The 23,198-nt window shown below is 68.7% G+C and carries 14 protein-coding genes and 4 pseudogenes; 6 read left to right on the forward strand and 12 right to left on the reverse strand.

Annotated features, from left to right (window positions below; translation table 11 throughout):
- Nucleotides 1–46: 46 nt before the first annotated feature.
- The 6 genes and pseudogenes from BAY60_RS38245 to BAY60_RS35970 all read right to left on the reverse strand — a co-directional run bounded on the left by BAY60_RS38245 (nucleotide 47) and on the right by BAY60_RS35970 (nucleotide 7,948).
- The gene (locus BAY60_RS38245) at nucleotides 47–526 is read right to left on the reverse strand and encodes an AMP-binding protein (RefSeq protein ID WP_245992970.1); all 480 of its coding nucleotides are present in this window, start codon (nucleotides 524–526) and stop codon (nucleotides 47–49) included.
- A gap of 58 nt (nucleotides 527–584) precedes the next feature.
- Nucleotides 585–2,341, reverse strand: a pseudogene (locus BAY60_RS35950) (acyclic terpene utilization AtuA family protein); the annotation flags it as partial.
- Nucleotides 2,338–3,153, reverse strand: coding sequence for a TIGR03084 family metal-binding protein (locus BAY60_RS35955; protein WP_170160669.1), 816 nt, complete (start codon nucleotides 3,151–3,153; stop codon nucleotides 2,338–2,340). The gene BAY60_RS35955 and the pseudogene BAY60_RS35950, both read right to left, overlap by 4 nt.
- Entirely contained in the window at nucleotides 3,153–5,153 is a 2,001-nt protein-coding gene (locus tag BAY60_RS35960; protein WP_245992971.1) for an ATP-binding protein, read from the reverse strand. The genes BAY60_RS35955 and BAY60_RS35960 overlap by 1 nt, the downstream gene beginning before the upstream one ends.
- A gap of 8 nt (nucleotides 5,154–5,161) precedes the next feature.
- Nucleotides 5,162–6,760, reverse strand: a complete 1,599-nt coding sequence (locus BAY60_RS35965; RefSeq protein WP_112285736.1) for an acyl-CoA carboxylase subunit beta — start codon at nucleotides 6,758–6,760, stop codon at nucleotides 5,162–5,164.
- A gap of 33 nt (nucleotides 6,761–6,793) precedes the next feature.
- Nucleotides 6,794–7,948 carry an acyl-CoA dehydrogenase family protein gene (locus BAY60_RS35970; protein WP_112285737.1) on the reverse strand — a complete coding sequence of 385 codons (1,155 nt, stop codon included), beginning with the start codon at nucleotides 7,946–7,948 and terminating at the stop codon, nucleotides 6,794–6,796.
- A 695-nt stretch (nucleotides 7,949–8,643) separates the two neighbouring features.
- Here BAY60_RS35970 and BAY60_RS35975 point away from each other — a divergent pair.
- The 3 genes from BAY60_RS35975 to BAY60_RS35985 are packed head-to-tail and all read left to right on the forward strand — an operon-like array spanning nucleotide 8,644 to nucleotide 11,143.
- The gene (locus tag BAY60_RS35975; protein ID WP_198285911.1) at nucleotides 8,644–9,741 is read left to right on the forward strand and encodes a thiolase family protein; all 1,098 of its coding nucleotides are present in this window, start codon (nucleotides 8,644–8,646) and stop codon (nucleotides 9,739–9,741) included.
- Entirely contained in the window at nucleotides 9,738–10,148 is a 411-nt protein-coding gene (locus tag BAY60_RS35980; RefSeq protein WP_009156890.1) for a Zn-ribbon domain-containing OB-fold protein, read from the forward strand. Before BAY60_RS35975 ends, BAY60_RS35980 begins: the two co-directional genes overlap by 4 nt.
- Nucleotides 10,145–11,143: an FAS1-like dehydratase domain-containing protein gene (locus BAY60_RS35985; protein ID WP_009156891.1), complete on the forward strand. Its 999-nt coding sequence runs from the start codon at nucleotides 10,145–10,147 to the stop codon at nucleotides 11,141–11,143. Before BAY60_RS35980 ends, BAY60_RS35985 begins: the two co-directional genes overlap by 4 nt.
- Nucleotides 11,144–11,607: 464 nt before the next feature.
- On the opposite strand, the gene BAY60_RS35990 is transcribed toward BAY60_RS35985, so the two are convergent.
- Entirely contained in the window at nucleotides 11,608–12,198 is a 591-nt protein-coding gene (locus BAY60_RS35990; RefSeq protein WP_009156892.1) for a TetR/AcrR family transcriptional regulator, read from the reverse strand.
- Nucleotides 12,199–13,991: 1,793 nt separating this feature from the next.
- Here BAY60_RS35990 and BAY60_RS35995 point away from each other — a divergent pair.
- From BAY60_RS35995 to BAY60_RS36010, 3 genes and pseudogenes are all read left to right on the forward strand, one after another.
- Nucleotides 13,992–15,593, forward strand: coding sequence for an AMP-binding protein (locus BAY60_RS35995; protein ID WP_110341427.1), 1,602 nt, complete (start codon nucleotides 13,992–13,994; stop codon nucleotides 15,591–15,593).
- A 261-nt stretch (nucleotides 15,594–15,854) separates the two neighbouring features.
- Nucleotides 15,855–17,411 carry an acyl-CoA synthetase gene (locus BAY60_RS36000; protein ID WP_112285739.1) on the forward strand — a complete coding sequence of 519 codons (1,557 nt, stop codon included), beginning with the start codon at nucleotides 15,855–15,857 and terminating at the stop codon, nucleotides 17,409–17,411.
- Nucleotides 17,412–17,973: 562 nt separating this feature from the next.
- Nucleotides 17,974–18,321: pseudogene (locus BAY60_RS36010) on the forward strand (DUF6292 family protein); the annotation flags it as partial.
- Between the two features lie 181 nt (nucleotides 18,322–18,502).
- Here the strand turns inward: BAY60_RS36010 and BAY60_RS36015 are convergent.
- The 5 genes and pseudogenes from BAY60_RS36015 to BAY60_RS36035 form a co-directional block, all read right to left on the reverse strand.
- Nucleotides 18,503–19,358: pseudogene (locus BAY60_RS36015) on the reverse strand (IS701 family transposase); the annotation flags it as partial.
- Between the two features lie 47 nt (nucleotides 19,359–19,405).
- Nucleotides 19,406–20,029, reverse strand: a pseudogene (locus BAY60_RS36020) (IS256 family transposase); the annotation flags it as partial.
- Nucleotides 20,030–20,050: 21 nt separating this feature from the next.
- Nucleotides 20,051–21,208: a tyrosine-type recombinase/integrase gene (locus BAY60_RS36025; RefSeq protein WP_211330579.1), complete on the reverse strand. Its 1,158-nt coding sequence runs from the start codon at nucleotides 21,206–21,208 to the stop codon at nucleotides 20,051–20,053.
- A 469-nt stretch (nucleotides 21,209–21,677) separates the two neighbouring features.
- Nucleotides 21,678–21,995: a helix-turn-helix domain-containing protein gene (locus BAY60_RS36030; protein ID WP_112285747.1), complete on the reverse strand. Its 318-nt coding sequence runs from the start codon at nucleotides 21,993–21,995 to the stop codon at nucleotides 21,678–21,680.
- A 5-nt stretch (nucleotides 21,996–22,000) separates the two neighbouring features.
- Nucleotides 22,001–23,053 carry a tyrosine-type recombinase/integrase gene (locus BAY60_RS36035; RefSeq protein ID WP_112285741.1) on the reverse strand — a complete coding sequence of 351 codons (1,053 nt, stop codon included), beginning with the start codon at nucleotides 23,051–23,053 and terminating at the stop codon, nucleotides 22,001–22,003.
- Between the last annotated feature and the right edge of the window lie 145 nt (nucleotides 23,054–23,198).

A 23,198-nucleotide genomic window follows, 5' to 3' on the forward strand; every position in this document is an offset into this window, starting at 1 on the left:
ACATCGGGCTCGTCGGCCGGCGCGCCGTCGACGAAAGAGGTCCAGCTCAGCACGCCCTCCGGCACGTCCCCGCCGACCGCAACACGATCGGGGTCAGCCCGGCGGCGGTGACGGGGCCCTCGGCGACCGGCCAGAGCTCGGCATCGACGAAGGCGAACCGGGCCTCGACGTGCTCGATGAGGTAGCTGCCGACATCGGGCGCGAACGACGGGTTGACCGGCGCGCACACCAGCCCCGCCTTGGCGATGCCCAGCTTGGTGACCAGCGCCTCGACCGAGTTCTCGCATAACAGCAACACCCGCTCGCCCTCGGACAGGCCCTGCGCGGCGAGCGCGTTCGCCACCCGGTTGGCCAGCTCGTCGACATCGCGGTAGGTCAGCCTGCGGTGCTCGGGATAGGCGTAGGCACCGTCGCGGCCCACCACCGCCGCCTTGTCGGGGCGGCTCCAGACCAGCCGCTCACACAGATCGCCGACGCTGACCCGGTTCCAGCGTTGGGTTTCGTGGCGGCCGCGAAGACTGGTCACGTCGATGGGACCAGACATCATGGTCATCCTCCTGCCAGGACGGCGGCGCGTCCTCCTCGAGCACGGTGACGGGGATCGGCACGTGGCGGGAGCGCAGGTACTCGCCGAGCCCCTTCGCCTGCGGGTCGGGCCGTACCGAGGCGGCCACGCCCTCGCCGAGCAGGCCGACCAGCACGAAGTTCAGCGCCCGCAGGTTCGGCAGCTCGTGACGCCGGACGGTCAGCGGCGAGGCCTCGGGGATCAGGGCCCGCAGCCTGTCGACGGTGAGATGGTCGCGCAGCCAGGCGTAGGCCGTGTCGGTGCGGACCCACACGCCGACGTTGGCGTTGCCGCCCTTGTCACCCGACCGCGCCCCGCAGATCCGCCCCAGTGGGACCGTCCGGGTCGGTGCCCACTCCGCCATCGTGGCCGGATCGGGTGTGGGCAGGGGCCGGCTGGTGACTGGGGCGTGTTCGGCGCGGCCGGTCGTTCGGGTCGTGCCGTCTGGCAGCACGACCCGTTGTTCGATCAGGTCGGCGGGGATCAGGGCGGGCCAGTACACGCCGTAGGCGCTCTCGGCGGTGGGCGACGTCGTGGTGTGCAGCCCGGCGGGCCCGGCGAGGATGACCTCCATAACCGCGCCGGAGAAGGCTCGCCCGACCTTGCGCGCGTCCGGGTCCTTGACGGTGATCCGCAGGTGGGCGGTGGCCTGCTCGTTGGTCGGGGCATCGTCGGTGTCGAACCGCATCAGGCGCACGTCGGTCTCGGCGAAGGTGTCCTTGCCGCCGAGGATGTCGAACAGCAGTCCTTCGGTCCAGGCGGCCTTGTCCTCGATGTCGAGGCCGGTCAGGACGAATGTCATGGTGTTGCGGTAGCCGCCGACGTAGTTCATGGCGACCTTCGCCGTGTCCGGTGGCGCGCTGCCCCGAACGTCGGACACGCGGACCCGGTCGGGCTGCTGTTGGGTCAGGGTGATGGTGTCGAAGTGCGCTACCACGTCGGGGTTGGGGTAGGCGGGTTCGGCGATCTCGTACAGCAGCTGGGCGGTGACCGTGCCCACCGACACGATGCCTCCGGTGTTCGGATGCTTGGTGATGACGCTGGACCCGTCGGCGGCGACTTCGGCGATGGGAAAGCCGGGATAGCGTCGGTCGGTCACCTCGTGCGGCCAGGAGTAGTTGCCGCCGGTTGCCTGGGGCCGCACTCGATGATGTGCCCAGCGGCGACCGCGCCGGCCAGCGCGTCGTAGTCGGTCCGGGCCCAGCCGTGCCACCACACGGCCGGGCCGGTGACCAGGGAGGCGTCGGTGACCCGGGGGCACACGATGATGTCGGCGCCGGCGGTCAGGGCTTCGGTAATGCCCCAGCCGCCCAGGTAGACGTTGGCCGTGACCGGCTTCACACCCGCGTCGGCGAGCGGACGCCCCGTGTCCATATGTGCAAGGGGATGCCCGGCGGCGATGAGGTCATCGATCGTGTTCGTGAGGTCGTCGCCCTCGATGTGGGCGATGCGCGGTGACAGTCCGAGGCGCTCGGCCAGCTCGGTGAGCCGCTCGGCGAGGCCGGCCGGGTTCAGTCCGCCCGCGTTGGTCACCACCCGGATCCCGCGGTCGAGGCAGGTGCCCAGCACCTGCTCCATCTGCGTGAGGATCGTCTTGGCATACCCGGCGCCCGGATCCTTCTGCTTCGCCTTCCACAGGATCAACATGGTCAGCTCGGCCAGGTAGTCACCGGTGAGGACGTCGATCGGGCCGCCCTCCACCATCTCCCTGGCCGCGGCGACGCGGTCGCCGTAGAAGCCGGAACAGTTGCCGATCCGCACCGGACGGGAGGTCATCGGACCGTCGTCTCCTTCCTGGCGAGCTCACCTGGCGCACGCCCCGGTCCCGGTAGGCCGGCGAAGGCCTGGGCGATGGACATCCACTCGGCCGCCACCGGCCCGCTGATCTCCAAGGCGGTGTCGGCGACGTGTCGCCGCTGGGTCACGACGAGGCAGAAGTCCAACGCCGGCCCGGACACGGTGTCCCGCGCTCGCGGCGGCCCCCACGTCCACGTCGCGCCGTCCGGGCCGGTCAGCTCGACGCGGACCGGGTCGGCCGCAACCGGCCTGCCGTGCAGGCCGAACACGAACCCGAAGGTGCGCACCCCGAGGTGCGCGACGTGCCGCAACCGCACGGTCGGGGCGCGCTCGACGCCGAGGGTGTCGGCGATGTCCTGGCCGTGCGCCCACGTCTCCATCAGCCGGGCGGTGATCGAGGACGCGAGGCTCATCTCCGGCCCATACCACGGCACCCGCAGCTTCGGGTCCAGTCCGGACGCCGTGTCGACCAGGCGCCGGCGCGCGTCGCGGAACCAGGTCGACAGCTCCGCCGGCGGCAGCCCCCGATGCCGCTGGGCGACCTCGTCGGCGAACGCCGGGTTTCGCGACACCTGCTTGGCCTCCACCGCGCGGAAGCGGTCGGGATCGACTGCGGCCCGAGTGGCCGCCTCGTCGAAGTAGGCCAGATGGCTGACCTGGTCGCGGATCGCCCACCCCGCCGCCGGGGTCGGCGCGTCCCACGCGGCGTGGCTCAGTCCAGTCAGCATGTCCTCGACCACTCGGGTCTCGGCCCGCAGGTCGGCGAGCAACTCGGCGAAGGCGACCACCATCAGCCCATCCGTTCCTCGACGACCGCGAGCACCGCGCCCACGTCGACGGCCTGCCCCGTCGCGACGTTCACCGAGGCGACCGTGCCGTCATGGGGGGCCGCCACCGTGTGCTCCATCTTCATGGCCTCCAGCACGAGGATCGGGGTACCGGCCGTGACCTCCTGCCCGAGCTTGGCCGCCACGCGCACGACCGTCCCCGGCATCGGCGCGAGCAGCGACCCCGGTTCCCGGACCGCGGTGGGGTCGGGAAACCGGGCCTTCTCGGTGAGCCGGGTGCTGCCCAGCGCGCTGTCGACGTGGGCTTCGTCGCCGTAGCGGCTCACCGACATCGCGCACCGAGTACCGCCGACGGCGATGTCCACTCGGTCCGGCGCCAGCGTGAAGGCGTGGACGGCACCCAGCGCCTGCCCGGCCACGCTCCCGGTCACCTCACCGCCCCGAATCCGGTACGTCACGTCGATGTCCTCGCCGTCGGCGACGAAGGCCGCCCGCTGCGGGCCGTTGTCCACGTTGCGCCAGCCGGACGGGACGGTGGCCAGCGCCCGTGCCCTCGCCCTGCGCTCGGCCTGTCCGGCCAGCGCCGCCGCGAGCGCATGCGTCGACACTGCCTGCGGGTCACGCGCGGAGCGCTCCAACTCGGCTGGGTCGTGCCTGCGCAGGTAGCCAGTGTCGATCGCGCCCGAGCGGAACTCGTCCTCGCGCAGGATGCCGACGAGCAGGTCCCGATTGGTGACGACACCGTGCAGTCTGCTGTCCGCGAGGGCCCGGGCCAGTGTCCGGACCGCCTCGTCCCGGGTGGAGCCGTGCGCGATCACTTTCGCCAGCATCGGGTCGTAGTGCGGGCTCACCACGGACCCATCCGCCACGCCCGTGTCGACCCGGACACCGGGCAGGCGGGGAATGCCGAAGCGGTGCAGCGTGCCGGTGGCGGGCAGGAAACCGGCGGCGGTGTCCTCGGCGTACAGCCGGGCCTCCACGGCGTGTCCGGTGATGGTCGCGTCCAGCGCCTCGGATGGCAACGGCGCACCCTCGGCGACGAGTAGCTGCAGCCGCACCAGGTCCAGTCCGGTCACCAGCTCGGTAACGGGATGCTCCACCTGCAGCCGGGTGTTCACTTCGAGGAAATAGAACTGGCCGCTCGCGTCGAGGACGAACTCGACGGTGCCGGCACCGACGTAGCCGATCGCCTTACCGGCGGCGACGGCGGCCTGGCCCAGTTCGGCGCGCAGCCGATCGTCGACCGCGGGGGACGGCGCCTCCTCGATGATCTTCTGGTAGCGCCGCTGGATCGAGCATTCGCGCTCGAACAGGCCCACCACGGTGCCGTGCCGGTCGCCGAAGATCTGCACCTCGACGTGGCGGGGAGCGTCCACGTAGCGTTCGAGGAACACGGTCGCGTTGCCGAACGCCGAGGCGGCCTCGCGCCTAGCGGAGGTGACCGCGTCGGCCAGGTCCGCCCCCGCCGTGACCACCCGCATGCCGCGGCCCCCACCGCCGTAAGCGGCCTTGACCAGGACGGGGAACCCGATCTCGGCGGCCACCTGAGCCTCGAGCGAGCGCGGGTTGATCTCCTCGCCGTCGTCGATCACGACGCCGGGAAGGACCGGCACGCCCGCGTTGGCCATGAGTTCCTTGGCCGCGGTCTTCGAGCCCATCGCCTCGATTGCGGCAGGCGAGGGCCCGACGAACACCAGTCCCGCGTCGGCGCACGCCTGTGCGAAGCCCGCGTTCTCCGACAGGAAGCCATAGCCGGGATGGACGGCGTCCGCCCCGGTTTGCCGGGCCGCGTCCAGCAGCAGGTCAGCACGCAGATACGTGTCGGTCGGCGCCATGCCCGCCAGGTGCACCGACTGGTCGGCCTCCGCGACGAAGGGGGCATGCGCGTCCGCGTCGGAGAACACCGCCACCGTGCCGATGTCGAGCTCACGGGCCGTGCGCATCACCCGGGAGGCGATCTCACCCCGGTTGGCCACCAGCAGCTTGTTGATCCTGGACACCATCGACTCCATCACATCCGGAACACGCCGAAACCGCGCCGTCCCGCCACCTCCCGGGAATGCGCCGTGGACAACGCGATACCCAGCACCGTGCGGGTCTGCCGCGGGTCGATCACCCCGTCGTCGTACAGACGGGCGGACATGAAGAAAGCGTGCGACTCGCGCTCGATCTGCGTCTCGATGGCATGTCGCTGCTTCTCGTCGGCCTCGACGTCGAACCGCCTGCCCGCGGCTTCGGCGGCCTGACGCCCCACGATCGAGAGCACGCCCGCCAACTGCTGCGGCCCCATCACCGCGCACCTGGCGTTGACCCAGCTGAAGACGAACCGGGGATCGTAGGCGCGGCCCGACATGCCGTAGTTGCCCGCACCGAACGACGCCCCGATGTTGATCGTGATGTGCGGGACCGTACTGTTGGTTACCGCGTTGATCATCTTGGCGCCGTCCTTGATGATCCCGCCCTGCTCGTACCGGGTGCCGACCATGTAGCCAGTGGTGTTCTGCAGGAAGATCAACGGAGTGCTGGACTGGTTCGCCAGCAGGATGAACTCGCTGGCCTTCTCGGACTCCTCGGAGAACAGCACGCCGCGCGCGTTGGCCAGGACCCCGACCGGATAACCGTGGATCGAGGCCCACCCGGTGACCAGGCTGGTGCCATAGCGCGCCTTGTACTCCCCGAACCGGGAACCATCCACAACCCTGGCCAGGACCTCCCGAGGGTCGAACGGCACCCGGAAGTCGGCCGAGGCGACACCAAGCAGCTCCTCCGGGTCGTAGCGCGGCTCATCAGGCAGCTCCGTCGGCGGCGGCCCCAGCTTGCGCCAGTTGGTCTCGGCCACGATCTGCCTGCCGATCCGGATACAGTCCAGCTCGTCCACGGCGAAATGATCCGCCAGCCCGGACACCCGCGCGTGCATGTCCGCCCCACCGAGCTCCTCGTCGTCGGCCTCCTCCCCGGTGGCCATCTTCACCAGCGGCGGCCCACCGAGAAACACCTTCGCCTGGCGATCGACCAGCACAGCATAGTCACACATGCCCGGCACGTACGCCCCACCGGCGGTGGAGTTGCCGAACACCAGCGCGACGGTCGGCACCCCCATCGCGGACAGCTCGGTGAGGTCGTGGAAGATCTTGCCCGCGGGGACGAACAGCTCGGCCTGCGTCGGCAGGTCGGCACCCCCGGACTCGACCAGATTGATCACCGGCAACCGGTTGCGGCGCGCGATCTCCAGCGCTCGGAGCGTCTTGCGCAGCGAGTACGGGTTCATCGCCCCGCCGCGCACTGTCGGGTCGTGGGCGATGATCATACATTCGACGTCCGAGACGACGCCGACGCCGGTGACCACGCTTGCGCCCACCAGGAAGTCGGTGCCCCACGCGGCCAGCGGCGACAACTCGAGAAACGGCGCGTCGCGGTCAACCAGTAGCTCGATCCGCTCCCGCACCGGCAACCGTCCCCGCTTGCGATGCCGCTCGAGGTACTTCGGGCCGCCTCCCGCACGAACGATCTCCAGCTGCTCGTCAAGTTCGGCCAGCGCGGCGAGATTGGCCTTCCGGTTGAGCAGGTAAGTCTCGCTGGCCGTGTCGAGCGTTGATTTCAGCACCGGCATGCTTCTTCCCGCTTTCGATCGCGTCCGCGCCGGTCAGTACGACTTCGGCAGGCCCAGACCGTGCTGGGCCACGTAGTTGAGGATCATCTCCCGGCTGATAGGCGCGGTCCGCATCAACCGCAACGGCCCCCACAATGTGGCCAGCCCGTACTCGGTAGACATCCCGTTGCCGCCGTGGGTCTGAATCGCCTGGTCCAGCGCCGTCAATCCGGCCTCAGCGGCGGCGTACTTCGCCATGTTCGCCGCCTCACCAGACGCGGGGTCGCCCTCGTCGTGCAACCAGGCGGCCTGCCGGGTCATCAGCCGAGCCAGCTCGACCTGGATCTTGGCGTTCGCCAGCGGGTGGGCAACGCCCTGGTGCGACCCGATCGGCACCCCCCACACATTCCGCTTGCGGGCGTACTCGGACGCCTTGGCCAGGCCATAGCGCGCGATCCCGTTCGCCAGCGCCGCACCCATGATCCGCTCCGGGTTCAGCCCCATGAACACCTGCTTGAGGCCTTCCCCCTCAACGCCGATCAGGTTCTCCGCAGGCACCCGCACATCGTCGAAGAACAACGTGAACTGCGTCTCCGGCGCGGTGACCTCCACCGGGATCGCGGTTCGCTCCAGCCCCGGCGCGTCGGTCGGCACGATCAGCAGACTGAGCCTGCCACGTCCGGACGTGTCGGTACCTGTGCGGGTCACCACCAGGATGGCCTCCGCCTCGTCCACCCCCGAGATGTAGTACTTGGTTCCGCGCAGCACGTAGTCGCCGCCGTCCCGGGTCGCCGCCGTAGAAATGTTGTGCGAATTCGACCCGGCGTCCGGCTCGGTGATCGCGAACGCCATGATCGTCTCACCGCTGGCGATGCCGGGCAGCCACCGCTTGCGCTGCTCGTCCGTGCCATGCGCCTGAATGATCGTGCCGCAGATCGCGGGCGAGACCACCATCATCAACAGCGGACAGCCCGCAGCGGCGAGTTCCTCGCTCACCAGTTGCAGCTCGTAGACGCCACCCCCGCCGCCGCCATGGGCCTCATCGATGTTCACCCCGAGAAAGCCCTGCCGTCCCACGGCCTGCCAGAGTTCGGTGCTCTTCTGGCCCGACTTCGCCCGCTCCACGAAGTACTCGTGGCCGAACGAGGCGGCGAGCTTGGACACCGCCTCGCGAAGCGCGCGCTGCTCGTCGGTCTCCCGAAAGTCCACCTTGGCTCTCCTCCACTCCGATGCCCTTCGCCGCACGAAGCACCTCTTCAGCGCTCCCGCAAGTCGAATCGCACCGACAACCTGTCGGCGGACTCACCCACCGTCCGGACGCTTGACCAAATCTCGTGGCACCTCATGACGTTCCGGCCACACCCGGCGGCTGTGACACATCCGCCGAGTGTGCGCCATCACATCTGAGCCTTCCCACGCTCCGTTAATCATGGTTAACATACTTGGAGAGAGGCGCCAACCACAACCCCCGCCGGCACGCGTGCCGCGCGCCGGTGGCAGTGGGCTGAGATGTCTAACACCAGCCGGGATCCCCGAACGCGCCGGTTGACAGGGATTGACAGAAGGAGAGGCGTGCGCGTCGAACAGCGAGAACCAATCACCAGACGAAGGGAACCCCGTCCCCAGGCGCCCCCTGGTGCCACTGTGGACGAATCCGAACCCAAGGACCGGCCAAGGAGCCGGGCGCGAAGGGCCAATCCTGACCGCCACCGTGACCCGGACACGGGCACTCCGAGTTCTTTTGTTGTTGACGATCCAAGGTGGTCCTGGCGATCACTGAGTCTTGGCCGAACCGGTGACATGCGAGGCGCACCATGAGGTCACCAGCACTGCCCGGCAGCCCCGCTATCGCGGCGGTCGAAGAGCTTCCGCCCGGGCGCTATCCTGACTACGACGGAGCGGCGATGCAGGAACTCGTCCTGCGCCACTTCGTGACCAACTCCGGGATCGGGCCGAACGCCGTGGACGGGCTGCTGGTCTGCCCTGCCGGCATGGCGGGCGGACAGGGCGCCGACGTCTTCAACCACGAGCGGATCAACGACGCGCTGGGCATCCGACCGCGGTTCTGCGAAACGATCAACGTGGGCGGCGCCACCTACACCGTCATGCTCACCCGCGCGGCGACGGCCATCAGGGCGGGGCTGGCGGACGCAGTGTTGTGCGTGGGGGCGGGCAAGTTCCCCAAGGTCGGCGCCGGCGGTGCCGACCTGATGGCCCGCATGATCAGCCACCCGGACTTCGAGTACCCCTACGGCAGCTTCATCCCCGCCCTCTACGCCCTGGCCGCCACCCGGCACATGGCTGAGCGGGGCACCCCGCGGGAAGCGCTGGCCGCGGTCGCGGTCACCAGCCGGGAGTGGGCGCTGCGCCACCCTGACGCGCTGATGCGACCGGCGGGCCCGCTGACCATCGAGCAGGTTCTCGACTCACGGCCGATCGCCTCGCCGTTTCACCTCCTGGACTGCTCGGTGCCGTGCGAAGGGGGCGCGGCGTTCCTGGTGATGCGCGGCGAGCTGGCACGTGAGCTCACCCAGCAGCCCGCCTACCTACTCGGCTTCGGGGAGCACCACGACCACGGCAACATCAGCCACGCCAGCGACTTCGCCACCATGGGCGCGGGCGTCTCGGCCCGCACCGCGTTCGCCATGGCTGGCCTCGCCCCGTCGGACGTGGACATCGCCCAGCTCTACGACGCCTTCAGCATCAACCCGATCCTGCTGTTGGAGGAGACCGGCCTCGCCGAGCCCGGCAAGGGTGGCCACTTCTACCTGAACGGTGCGGCCGCGCCGGACGGGGTCCTTCCGGTCAACACCTACGGCGGACTGCTGTCCTTCGGACACACTGGAGACGCCTCCGGTATGTCGATGCTGATCGAGGGCGCCCGCCAGGTGATGGGCCAGGCGGGAGACCGGCAGGTCGAGGCGGACATCGCCCTGGTCCACACCTACGGCGGAATGATGGCCGACCACTCCACCGTGCTCCTGGGAAGGACCGCACGATGACCACCACCGCACCCGTTCCCACCCTGTACGAGGACACCGCACCCTACTGGCGTGCGGCCGTCGAGGGCCGGTTCGCACTACCTCGGTGCCGCGCGTGCCGCAGGTTCCACCACCACCCGCGAGCATGGTGTCCCTACTGCTGGTGCACCGACCTCGAATGGGCGGAGCCCTCCGGCCGCGGCATCGTGCTGACCTACACGACCGTGCACCAGCCACCGTCCCCCGCGTTCACCGCACCCTACGTGCTGGCCGTGATCGAACTGGCGGAAGGACCTCGGATGATGGCCAACGTCGTCGACTGCGCCCCGGACACGGTCCGCGTTGGCACCCCGGTCCAGGTCACGTTCGAACCACGCGGAGACGTCGCGATCCCGCAGTTCCGGCCGCGGGAGGAGACACCCTCATGACCGTCAACTACGCCGACGCGCTCAACTACGTGGTCACCGGGTCGCACGCCGAAGCGCAGGCCTGGATCGGCCACGAGGTCACCACCGAGGCGCCGTTTCCGGTCAACGAAGCGCAGATCGCGTACTTCTGCGCCCTCGTCGAGGACGCCGACGAGAACCACTGGGACGCCGACGCCGCGGGGAGGCGGTACGGGGCGCTGATCTCGCCGCCCGGAATGCTCATGGTCTGGGCGTTCCCGCTGCCGTGGAACCCGTGGGGCAGACCGGAGCACGCGCCGATCCTCGCCCTCGACGTGCCGCTGCCCGGCACCACGCTGATCAACGTCTCCACCGACACCCGGTTCCTCGCCCCGATGCGAGTCGGCGACCGGCTCACCTTCAGCGAGCGCGTGGAGTCCGTCTCCGCGGAGAAGCACACCGCGCTGGGCGTGGGCCACTTTGTCACCACACGGTCCGCATGCCGGAACCAGGAAGGCACGCTGGTCGCCACCAACGACAACGTGCTCTTCCGCTACCGCGCCTCCGACGCCAAGCCGCCCACGCGGCAGGCTGCCCCGGCCGCGGCTGACCCGGCGGACGCGGTCGAGGTTCTCCCCGAGGTGCGGATGCCGGTGACAGTCACCCGGTGCGTGCTCGACGCCGCGGCCACCCGCGACTTCTTCCGCGGCCACCACGACCAGGCCTACGCGCGAGAACAGGGCGCCCGCGACGTCTACCTCAACACCATGTTTCTCCACGGCTTCGTCGACCGCGTCGGCAAGGCCTGGGCGGGCCCGGACGCCTGGCTAGCGCGCAGGCGGCTGCAGATGATCGCGCCGGTCTGCGCCGGCGACACCCTGCGCACCGACGGCCGCGTGCTCTCCATCGACGACACAGCGCAGCCCCGCCAGGCGACGCTAGCGATCGACTGCCACACCGAGCACGGCCTGGCCGCCCGATCCACCCTCGTCTTCAACCTCGACCAGCTACCCGGTCACGTCACGACCAGCCGATGACACACCTCGTCTCCGACTCCCTGCTTGCCGCTACCGCGCCAACGGTCGCGGTAGTCTCAAACCGCGTGACGCGACCTGCTCGCCCGTCCGGGAACCACGCACCAGCCAAGTCACTTCTAGGCGTGCCCCCATGGCGGTGACCCCACCATCGGCGTTGGCCCGGTCCAGGTCCGCGGAAACCTCCCGCTGCCAGGCCAACGCCACCGACGCGACCGCACTGCGTTCGACCGTCAACACCAACTTCACGGAATCAAGCGTCCAGCCGCATCGAGTCCGGAGTGGACATCTCCGCGTACGTCGTCGAATTCGCCACCGGAGGCCCAGCGCCGGTTCCCAGCCGAGGGCGACACCGACCGACATGGCCACCGCACGACCCGCGGCCGCGCCACGCACTGGCCACGGCGAACCGGACCCATGGTTTGGTTGTGCTGGAGGCTTGCCGCAGGACGGCCTGTGTCCGGGGGTCAGCCGCCGTTGAGCACCGAGCGGGCGCATTCGGCGAGCAGTTCGCGCAGCCTCGGTTCGGGGAGACCGACGCGGTGGAACAGCGTCGACTGGATAGCACCGATGGCCGCGTGCACGATGGTGCGGGCCTCGGTATCGGTGAGTTCCGGGCGCAGCTCCATCAGGACGTGTACCCACTCTTCGAGGTAGAGCCGCTGCTTGCGGCGTAGCCGGCGGCGGTCTTCCTCGGGAAGATTATGGATCTCGTTGTGGTAGACCTGGGCCAGTTCCCGATCGCGCACCACGAATTCGACCTGGCCGGCAATCAACTTGTCCAGGGTTTCCCGAAGGTCGGCGGTGCCAGCTACGATGCCCTGCTCTTCACGCACCAGCCCGTCGATCACCCGGTCGAACAGCGCCACCAGCACGGCAGACTTGCTGTCGAAGTGCCGGTAGATGCCGGCGCCGGTGATGCCGGCCACGGCGCCGATGTCGGCCATGGACACGGCGTGGTAGCCGTGGCGGGCTACCAGGTCGGCGGCGGCGGCGAGGATGCGTTCCTTGCGCGCGGGATCACGGGTCCGCAGTGGTGCCTCGGCCTCGCTGCTCACTTGGAGCCCCTTCCTTCATCCCGTTGCTTGGCCGCCGTCGCGATGGGAACTTGTTCCCGCCACGCGGCCAGACAGGAGAATGCGACAGCGCGCATCCCAGGCGGGGGTGCGGCACCCATCAGCGCCCCGCTCCTCTTGAAGCGGGCTTGGCCGCGACGGCCACGAGTTCTTCCTGGGCGTCCCGGCAGCGATGCCCCGGGCTTCCCAGCTCTGCCTCGCCGTGGCGCAGGCGTCCCAGCGGGGACTCGGCCATCAGACGCATAGTTCCTCCTGGCGGCCAGCACGGACGGCGGTGCGTTCGCGAGGATGCGCTCGGCCGGTCGTTGCACCGCTCTCCGCGAGTCGGGATGACGGCGCTACCGCGTTCAGCAGTCCAACCTGGTATGCCCGGCCAGCGTCAATTGGGTCGCAGATGAGCAGAAGCCGCATGGCTATGCGCGGCGAAACAAGCCGGGGCAGCGGCACGACCCACGGTTTGTACCCCTGACCACCTTGACCCCGGTGACCGCGAACCGTGCGGTGTCGGCGGCCACGCACAGGTCGCAGCACTGCGCGAGCACGAACCCACCAGGGTTCGCGACGACGTTGCCCGGCGGCGATCGTCGGCGTGGCCACCTCGATGTCGCCGCCGTACTGGGACACGAAGTCAAGTGGTAGCACGGTAAGCGCGGTATCGGCCAGTTCCTTCCGGCTGCTACCGGCGCGGACTGCCCGGCCGCCCACGCCGGCCAGCACCAGCACGTTCGCATCACCGTCGAACCTGTACACGCCCGCACACGGCCAACCGCGCCCTGCCTCGTTCAACACGATGCGGGGTTTCCGGCGGTTGATGGTCAACCAAGCCACTGGCCCACTTTGTGGGTAGCTCACCTCGATCGCCGATGCCCCATCACTGTGTCGATCGTGTGACGGGTCGCGGAGCGGGCGGCGAGGTCGCGGAGGATTCATGCCGGCGTGCAGGCGGACCGACACGCCCGCGTTGTCGGACTCCGCCGGGTCGACCGCAGGCCGTCCCGGTACGGATACGCGGCGACGGGCGACTGCCCTGGGACCGGACGTCAGATCCAGCGGCGTCTCATGCCTCGCCCGTGCCAGCGGCCGACCTCGACGGTGAGGCCGATCGGCGGCCGCGGCGACATCGTGGGTGCGGGGGCGCCCGGTCGTGTACCGCCGACGCCTCTCGCTCGAGGCATCCGCCCCTCTCGGCGTCGGCATGTCCCTCTCGCCTCCACATCCGTTTGCTGAGCGTCGCTCGCGATTCACTAGCTTGAACAACGGTGCGAAGCACTCCGTGCGCGCGGCCCGGCCATCTCGGCCAGGCCTGCCTCGATGCGACCAGCTTCACAACGCGGCACTCGAACAGTAGGATCCTAGTAATTCAGCTTTAACTATGTCAGCCCGGTTATCAACGGCGAAACGAGGGCAACGATGGGTAACGTGGACCTCGACCTGGACGTCACGGTCGGGCAGCACCACCCGCCCGCCGCGCACCGACGGGAACCCGTCACCGCCGGCGGCCTCGTCGTGCGCGCGACCTGGAGCCTCCCACACGACCAGCCGTCCGTCGACGGTCCTGGCGCTCACACGCACCCTAGGCCCGGGCGGCTGAACCACCGGCGAGCCGACGACCTCGGCACGCGTGTGGTGAACAGTTCGTGGGCACGCGACGAGCGGCCACGATGCCGCGGGCCTCACCCAACGAACGATTCACAACTGGCGGACGTCAGTCGCCACCTCGGCCAAGCCATCCGGTCCGCCGCGTCGCGGAGCGTGTCGAGAAGGAGAGCCAATCGATGACCGAGCAAGATCTCCAGCGGAATCTGGTGACCCGGGTGAATGTCGGCGACATGCTCACCCGCACCGCCTGGCGGCGCCCCGACCACGAGGCGGTCGTGGACGGGCCACGACGGCTGTCCTATCGCGAGTTCAACGCGGCGGTGAACCGGCTGGCGAACGCGCTGCTGCGGAACGGATACCGGCGCGGCGAGGTGCTGGCCCTGGTCAGCGGAAACAGCACGGAGTTCCTGCTGACCTACTACGCGTGCGCCAAGACCGGTGTCGTCTGTGTGCCGGTCAATCTTGCTTGGGGCCCACGGGAGACCGCCTACGTGCTCGATCACTCCCGGTCCCGGGGCGTCGTCGTGGAAAGCCAGCTTGCCGGCCTGGTGTCGGCCGCGCTGGACCAGCTCGACGACAGCGCCGTGACCGACGTGGTCGTTGCCCACGGCACCGGTGCGGCGTGGGAAGCCTCGGGCTCGGCGTCCTGGCGCGAGTTCGACGACTTCGTTGGCGCGGAAGGCGACGCGGAGCCGGAGTGTTTCGTCGAGGATCGCGACCCGGTCAGCTACCTCTACACCAGCGGCACCACCTCGGCCCCCAAGGGTGTGGTGAGCAGCCACCTCGCGGTCTATCTCGAATCACTGAACGCCCCGCTGGTTCTGGGCATCAGCGAACGGGAGCGCGCCGGGGTGATGATGCCGCTGTTCCACACCGCGCAACTCAACGGCTTCACCACCGGCCTGTTCTACATGGGGGGAACCGCGGTACTGCTGCGCACCTTCGATCCGGCGGCGTTGCTGGCCACCATCGAGTCCGAACGCCTCACCGAAATCTTCGCGCTGCCCATGATGTACCGGGCGATGATGGACCACGACGACATCGACAAACGCGATCTCTCCAGCCTGCGCTTGGCGATCTACGCCATGGCACCGATGCCCGACACCGACCTTCGCCGGGCGATCGAGGTGTTCGGATGTGAGTTCGCCCTCGGCTTCGGCCAGACCGAGATGAACCCGATCACCACGGTCTTTCCCCCCGAATACCAGCTGTCCCACGCCGGTTCGGTCGGACTACCGGTTCCCAACGTGCAGGTCGGCATCATGGACGACGACGGCCACCTGCTCCCCCAGGGCGAAACGGGCGAGATCGTCTACCGTGGCCCACACGCCATGGAGGGCTACCTGCGCAACCCCGAAGCCACGGCCGCGGCGTTCGCCCACGGTTGGTTCCACTCCGGCGACGTCGGCCGGTTCGACGCGGACGGACTGCTGTGGTTCGCCGACCGCAAGAAGGACGTCATCAAAACCGGCGGGGAGAACGTCGCCTCCATCGAGGTGGAGAAGGCACTCTACGAGGCCGAACCCCGCATCCAGGAGGTCGTCGCGGTCGGACTGCCGCACGAACGGTGGTCGGAGGCGATCACGGCGGTCGTGACCCGCAAGCCAGGCAGTGATCTAAGCGAAGAGGACGTGCTCGCCGCCGCCCGCAGTCGACTGCCCGGGTTCAAGGTGCCCAAGGCCGTCGTGTTCGTGGACGAGATGCCCCGCACCGCCACCGGAAAGATCCAGAAGAACGTCCTGCGCGATCAGTACCGGGACCACTTCCGCAACGACTAGTGCGGGGTCGTGTTCGACGTGACCGAGACAGCAAGCCCGCGCCCAACCGGCAGCGGTCTCCGCCCGGCCGGTGACCATGCTCGATCCAGACCTTCGGCGGCGACGAGTCGGTCCCCGAGTGTGGCGTTCCGAAATCGTGGCGACCCGCCGACCGACGCGAACCGTTCCGGCAGCCCAGACATGACCGATGAACAGACCTGCCCACGATCTCGCCCCCGCGCCGTGGTACCGCGCGGGGCGACTACCAACCGGAGACACACGATGAACCGAGGAATCGGCGCCTGGGTCACCAAACGCGCCTTTCTGCAAGGCGACTCGAAAGCCTTCGTTGCGGGCGAGCGCACTTTCACCTACGCGGACGCCGACCGGCGGACCGATCAGCTGGCCTCGGCGCTCGCCGGACTCGGCGTGCGCAGGGGCGACCGGGTCGCCGCGTTGATGGTCAACTCGGTGGAGTTCCTCGAGACGCTGCTGGCCTGCGCGAAACTCGGCGCGATCATGGTGCCGATCAACGTGCGGTTGGCCGCCATGGAGGTCGGTTTCATTCTCGGCGATTCCGGCGCGGACGTGCTCGTGTTCAACGGCCAGTTCACCGACATCGTGCGCGGCGCCCTGACCGAACCCGGCGTGCGGGTACGCCACACGGTCCAGGTGGGCGACGGCGGGTACGAAGACGGCCTGGCCTACGACGAGCTGCTGGCCAGCGGGCCGGCGGACTTCGCCGCGGCGGACGTCGCCGGAACTGACACCGCCATGTTGATGTACACCTCCGGGACCACCGGACGCCCCAAGGGGGCCATGCTCACCCACGACAACTTGCTCTGGAACGCGATCAACGTGCTCGGCACCGAGCACCCGCTTTCCTCGCGCGACGTGACGGTCACGGTGGCCCCGATGTTCCACATCGGCGGACTCGGCGTGCACTCACTGCCGCTGCTCTACGTCGGTGGCACGAACGTGATCCTGCCCAACTTCGACCCGGTCGGCACGCTCACGGCCATGGCCGAGCACCGCGCAACGGTCCAGTTCATGGTGCCGGCGATGTGGGTCGCGATCACTCAGGTACCGAACTTCGGCTCCTACGACCTGTCGTCCCTGGAACTGGCCATGGGAGGCGGAGCTCCATGTCCACTGCCCATGATCGAGTTCCTCAACGAGCGAGGCGTCCCGTTCATCGAGGGCTTCGGCATGACCGAGACCGCGCCGCTGGTCTCCATACTCGACTCGGCCCACGCGAGGAGCAAGGCCGGGTCGATCGGGCGGGTCGCGATGCACGTCGAAGCCCGCATCGTCGACGACGACGACCGGGACGTCCCGACGAACACCGTCGGCGAACTGGTCCTTCGCGGTCCTAACATCTTCGCTGGCTACTGGATGCGCCCCGAGGCCACCGCCGAGGCCTTCCGCAACGGCTGGTTCCACACCGGTGATCTCGGGCGAATGGACGAGGAAGGCTACATCACCCTGGTCGACCGGAAGAAAGACATGATCATCTCCGGTGGTGAGAACGTCTATCCCATCGAGGTCGAGCAGGTGTTGTTCAAGCACCCCAAGGTCGCCGACGCCGCAGTGGTCGGCGGTCCCGATCCGCGATGGGGCGAGCGAGTGGTGGCCGTCGTCGTACCCGACCCCGCGGCCGGGCGGGACCCGGCCCCGGAAGAACTCGTCACCTGGTGCCGCGAACGACTGGCGCACTTCAAGTGCCCGCGCGAGGTGCACTTCGTCGATGCCCTGCCGCGCAACGCCACCGGCAAACTACTCAAGACCGTGCTGCGGGAGAAGTACGCCGGTGTGACAGACGGCGTCGTGGTCCGCTGACCAGAAACCCTGGCCAAACGTCTGCAAAACGGGTTGCTCCGGCGACCAAAGCTCTTCGCCAGCGAGGGTTGCAGTGCTTGCGTCCAGTGTCGAGTCGCCGAGGTCGAGTCGCCGACGAAGCACCGGGCACCAGTCGCGAGCGATGCGCGTGGTGACAGTCAGGCGGCCTTGGTGTCGGCGTGCGACTGCAGGAAGATCAACCTGACTGTTGACACCCATCCTGGCGTTTGGCCTGACAGATCCATCGGGCAACGTCCCTGATCCATGAACCGATGGAATCGGTCCGCGTAACGAAACCGACCCAATTCGACGTCGCATATCGACAAGTATCCTGTGGAGGGGTAGGAGACCTGACTCGAACATAAGAAACCAGTTCAGAGCGCTGGAACAGCTCCGTCAGAAGCTTCCCGGCCTCGATACACCCGAGCCGCCAATGATCAAGCCCGACCGCCCGCGCCGCGCGAAGCAACTCGGCGCCGAACAAGTGGTGCAGCTGATCGCCGTACCAGTCCGGTGCGACCGTATACCAGCTGGGTGACCGGGCGCCGGTTACCTACGAGCGGTAGCTGGGGCGATGGGGGTGCCTGCCGAGGCAATGTCGTTCGAGATCAGTGACACGGTGTCGGCGTACCTGGGCCTGGCTTGCTGGTGGGAGCAGCGACCGTGGCATGACATGATGCTGGTGGGGAACGAGCGACACGGCTGGGCGCTCGCGGTCGAGACCGAACCCGGTGAGCCGGCCACCGTCGTGGGCTATCTGGCCAGCGATCAGGTAGCCCCGAATTCGGCCGCGGTTGCCGGCTTTGTCATCGACGTGCTCGCCGGTCGTCGAGCCGCCGAGGGGAGGCCGGACTTCCCCATCACTCCTGCCCGCGAGCAGCTCGCCACGGAGCTGGCCCGTTACGCTTAGCCGCGCGCGGTAACAGCTGCCTGCATCGGCCGCCGGCGATCTGGCCTACATTAGTACTCCAGCCGCACTTCGTGATGTTGGTTGTGTCTTCGCTGGTAGTGGCTGGTCTTGGCGCGGTGTTGGTGGCGTCGGCGCCAGCGTGACCAGGCCTGGATCCGGAGCCATGGGCGCCCGGTGTGGATCAGATGTGCCAGGAGACGACGGATTTCGCCGAGGGTGAGCGGGATGAGGCCGTGGCCAGGCCTTTTGGGGACACTGCGGCGGTGACGGCGAGGTAGGCGTGGGCGAGCATGGCGAGCGTGATGTGGCGATACCAGGCGTCATAGCGTCGGACCTGGTAGTGATCGAGACCGACTTCGGTCTTGGCGGTCTGGAAGCACTCCTCGATGGCCCAGCGTGCGCCGGCGACGCGCACCAATTCCTCGTCTGGAGTGGTGGCGGGGGCGCAGCACAGGTAGTAGGCCAGTTCGGGTTCCGCTCCAGCGGAGGTGATCTGACGGCGGACGAGGAGTCGGCGGGTCCAGCCGTCCGGGGGTGTGCTCGCCGATCGTCGGGACGGTGGCCGCGGCCAAGTCGTAGAGTCGTGGTCCCTTGGCGCCGTTGCCGGCTGAGCGCCGTTTCCAGCTCTCGGGCGGCGCCTGGGCGACGAGCTGATCCGCCCGTGCGGTGGCGAACCCGCCGGCGGGCAGGGCTTGGTTGCGCGGCACGGCCACGACATAACCGATGTGGTGTTGTTCCATCCAGGAGCGGAACTTGTGGTCTTGACCGTAGGCTTCGTCGGCGGTGACCCATCGTGCTGGCACCCCGGCGGCGAACGCGCGAGCGAGCATCGCCTTAGCCAGCGTTGTCTTCGTCGCGAACTCGATCTCATCGGGTATTGCCGCTGCTCGGCAGCGCTCGCGATCGGCGATCCAGGACTTCGGCAGATCTAACTCGCGATCGACGAGCGCACGTCCTCTCGGTGTGGTGTAAGCAAGAAACACGCCGAGTTGACAGTTCTCGATCCGGCTGGCGGTCCCGGAGTACTGCCGTTGAAGGCACTGTCATGATTTCCGTGTAAGCCACGGATGATGTGTTTCTTATCTTAGTGGAGTGGTATGCGGTTGGGGAAGAGGGTGACGAGGGTGTTGAGTGCTTGTTTCCAGCCCCATGTGCCTGTTCCTGATGGTCCTCCTCGGTGGCTGGTGATGTTGCGTAGTCCGAGGTAGAGGAGTTTCGTTGCGGCGGCGTCGCTGTCGAAATGTCCGCGGTTCTTGGTGAGTTTGCGGAGTTGGAAGTTGATGTTCTCGATGAGGTTTGTGGTGTAGATGACCCGGCGTAGTTCGGGTGGGTAGTCGAGGAACGGGGTGAAATCGTTCCAGGCGTGTTGCCATACCTGGACGGCGGCGGGGTATTGGGTGCCGAATTCTTTGTCGAAGTTCTTCAGTGCGATCTCGGCGGCCTCGAGTGTGGGGGCGGTGTAGATGTCGCGCATTCCGGCGGCGACCTTTTTGCGGTCGCTGTAGGAGATGAAGCGCATGGCGTTGCGGATCACGTGTACCACGCAGGTTTGGATCACGGTGTCGGGAAACGCCGAGCGGATCGCGTCGGGCAGTCCAGTCAGTCCGTCGCAGCAGGCGATCACGATGTCTTTCACGCCGCGGTTGCGTAGGTCGGTGAGGACCTTGGCCCAGAACTTCGCGGAAGCGCACATGTTCGCGCGAACGTGTGCGAGGTGGCGGCTGAAGTGTCATGGGTTCGGGAGCCTGGCGGTGTCGACGTGGTCGGCGAGGTAGGCGATGACGCCGTCGCTGGTCATGCCGTAAGCGGTGGCGACGAGTTTGGCGTCGACGGTGGTGACCAGGTCGGCCAGGCGGGTGGAGCGCAGGATGCGGGGCTGGATCCCGACCGGGTCGAGGGTGTGTTTGACGTAGCCGTCCGATGGCGCCGCTCGGGTGGCCTTGGTCCGCGTGGTGACCAGCAGGTGGGGGTTGCCGCTGCCCAGGTCCTGGCGGTGGTCGAGGCAACGCTGCAGCGCGGCCCAGGTCCACGGGTCTAGCGGGGTCGGCCGGGGGCGGCGGCCGATCCGCACGGTCCGGCCGTGGTGGTCGATCGCTTCGTCGGTGAGGTCGCAGATCTCGCTGGTGGTGGCGCCGTGCAGCAGCGCGAGCAGCCCGACGAGCGCCTCGTGCGGATGCACCGCTGGGTCGGTGCTCCACCGGCGGAACAGGGAGCGCTCGCGTTCCCGGGTGAGGGTGGGGCCGCGGAATCCCCAGGGCTGTGGCGCGGTCAGGGTACGGGTGGGGTCGACGAGGATCCGTCGGGTGCGGGCGGCGAAGCCGAAGAACTGCCGCAGGCCGCCGAGGTGCGAGGCGCGTCGGCTGGGCCGGTCGGGCAGGAAGGCCTCGATGTCGGTGACGTCGACGGTGGCCCAGTCGGTCTTGCCGCGCTCGGTGTGCAGGAAGATCGCGAAGTCGCGGACGGCGTTGAGCCGGGCGTCGATGGTGGCGTGCTTGCGTGGATGGGTGGCGGCCCGGCGGGCTCGTTCCCGCTTGGCGAGGAGGTGTTCGGCGAAGGCCTCGGCGGCCGGACGCACCGGTTCGGGGATCGCTGCGATGCGGCGGCGACGCCGTCCGGCGGCGCGGCGTTCCTCCCAGTCCAGCGGCAGTGCCAGGCGGTTGCGGGTGAAGAAGTCTTCCAGCCAGCCGGCCAGCGCCGCATCGGTGTCGGCTGCGCGGTCCAGCAGCGCCTGCGGATGCACCCCGCCCGTGGCGGTCAGTTGTCGGCCGAGCCGGGTGAGCATGGCGCAGGCGCGCTGCGGGTGTAGGCGGGGCGTGAGGTAGTTCGCGAAGCCGTCCAGCCAGAGTGGCGCGTCGTCGAGGGTGTCGGCCAGGTTCGCCGCCCGCACCTGCACGCGGTGCGGCGAGCGGCTCCAGCAGCGGTGGCATCGACCGGCGCCGGTCAGCCGGGTGACCGTGCCGCAGTCGTGGCAGGCCGCCTCCGGGTTGGGTGGACGACCGGGCCGCGAACAGGGCCCGCACCAGCCGGTCGCATCCCGCAGAACTCCGCGTTTGCCGCACCGCGGACAGTCGGACTTGGCCTGCTCGCGTAGCTCGCGGCGGCGACATCGCGAGCAGAGGTCACGGCCCTTGAACAGCACCGGGGCGTCGCAGCGGCGGCAGCTGCGCGAGCACCGCACACAGCGGCCGGTCTCCGGCCGGAGGACCCGCTGCCGGCCGCAGCGGCCACAGGGGTGTTTCGCCGGCGCATTGCGGGCGGCCCAGTGACACCGCGCGCACAGGTCTCGATCAGCGCGGGCGACACCGCGCCCGCACTTGACACAGTCGCTGACCCGCACCGTCACGGCTGTGCCGCTGTCACAGCGGTGGCATCGACCGGCCGCGTCCCGCGTTCGGGTTGTCGCCGACGGCCTTGGCCTCGGGTGCGGTGGTGGTGGGTTGTTCGATCGGGGTGGTGTCGACCTCGAACAGGTCGTTCGGGGTGCAGTCCAGTGCGGTGCACAACGCGATCAACGTGGAGAGTTTGATCTGCGACGGCTGCTTGGTGAACAGCGCCGACACCGACGCCGAGGACATCTCCAGCCCGGCCTTCTCGGCCAGCAGCCGTTTGAGCTGGGCTCCGGTCCAGACCTCCCGCTGCGCGGCCGCCATCCGCAGCTTCCATCGGATCCGCATGCGCATCAGTCCCCTTCGGTCAGCTCGGTCAGCGTCGCCGAGATCGCGCGCTGGTAGGCGTCCTCGATGAACGTTTCGGAGGGACGGACGTACCGGAGAGTTGAACTCACCGTCCAGTGCCCAAGTAGCTGCTGGATGGCCACCAGGTCCACGCCGCGCTCATACAAGTGGGTCGCGCACGCCCGCCGTAGTCCGTGCGGGCTGAACCACTCCGCCTCCGGGCGTCCTTCCAGCTGCATGAGGTGGCGCAGCCGGTTGCGGATCGTGCCGGCGGCCATCCGGCCGCCGGACTCGTCGCAGAACAGCACCGGTGAGTCGGGGAACCGGCCGCGCACGTCGGTCAGGAACCAGCGCAGCACTAGGTCCAGCCCGTCCAGCATCGGCACCCACCTCGGCCGCGGCCCGGAGGTCCGGGCGCCCTTGCCGAAACGGATGTGCAGCTTGCCGAACGGTCCGCGGTGGAAGTGGGTGTCCGGCCGGTCCAGCATCACCGTCTCCTCCGACCGCACCCCGGCGTGATACAGGGTGCGGAACAGCGCGTAGTCCCGCGCGGCCGGGCCGTACTTGCGGGCGGTGGCGATGCGCTGCTTGAGGAAGTCGAAGAAGCCGGTCACCCGCTCCGGGGTCGGTGGCGCGAGCTCGGCGGTGCTGTCCTCGCCGACATGTCGGGCGGCGTTGAACTCATCGACCGGGCACCGCAACCGGATCCCGAAGGCGGCCTCGATCTCGGTGGCCTTGCGGACCTCGAGGAACCGATGGAACCCCTTGAACGCCTGCACATAGTGCCGCCGGGTCGAGCACGCCCGCCCCTGCGAGGCCAGCGACCCGACCACCCGATCAACGTCCTCGGCGGTGACCTCCCAGGCCGGGCGGCCCAGCGCCGCGAGCATCCGCTCCAGCACGCCGACGTCCTTGGTGATGGTCACATCCGAGAAACCGCGAGCCATCCACGACGCGACGAACTCCTCCACGCACTCGGCCTGGAACCGGGCCGGATCGAGCGTTCGCACCGTCGGCGCGGCCTGACCCTGGATGACCTGCAACCGACCAGCGCTCACCCGCACACCTTCCTCACGCCTGAATGATCAAGGTGGGGCCTAACAAATCAGCCCTGCGGCGCGAGAGTCAAGGAAGATCACCCAGACGGGAAAACCTCAGGCAGCAGCACATTTCCGCTCGAACGAACATGTGCCCGTCCCAAAA

The organism is Prauserella muralis, assembly GCF_003202285.1.
Lineage (GTDB): Bacteria > Actinomycetota > Actinomycetes > Mycobacteriales > Pseudonocardiaceae > Prauserella_B > Prauserella_B muralis.

Coding starts and splice junctions, on each gene's coding strand:
- BAY60_RS36030 (WP_112285747.1), bottom strand. CDS start 21,995: ATGCGGATCCGATGGAAGCTGCGGATGGCGGCCGCGCAGCGGGAGGTC.
- BAY60_RS35985 (WP_009156891.1), top strand. CDS start 10,145: ATGACCGTCAACTACGCCGACGCGCTCAACTACGTGGTCACCGGGTCG.
- BAY60_RS36000 (WP_112285739.1), top strand. CDS start 15,855: ATGAACCGAGGAATCGGCGCCTGGGTCACCAAACGCGCCTTTCTGCAA.
- BAY60_RS35975 (WP_198285911.1), top strand. CDS start 8,644: ATGCAGGAACTCGTCCTGCGCCACTTCGTGACCAACTCCGGGATCGGG.
- BAY60_RS35960 (WP_245992971.1), bottom strand. CDS start 5,153: ATGGTGTCCAGGATCAACAAGCTGCTGGTGGCCAACCGGGGTGAGATC.
- BAY60_RS35965 (WP_112285736.1), bottom strand. CDS start 6,760: ATGCCGGTGCTGAAATCAACGCTCGACACGGCCAGCGAGACTTACCTG.
- BAY60_RS35980 (WP_009156890.1), top strand. CDS start 9,738: ATGACCACCACCGCACCCGTTCCCACCCTGTACGAGGACACCGCACCC.
- BAY60_RS35955 (WP_170160669.1), bottom strand. CDS start 3,153: ATGGTGGTCGCCTTCGCCGAGTTGCTCGCCGACCTGCGGGCCGAGACC.
- BAY60_RS35995 (WP_110341427.1), top strand. CDS start 13,992: ATGACCGAGCAAGATCTCCAGCGGAATCTGGTGACCCGGGTGAATGTC.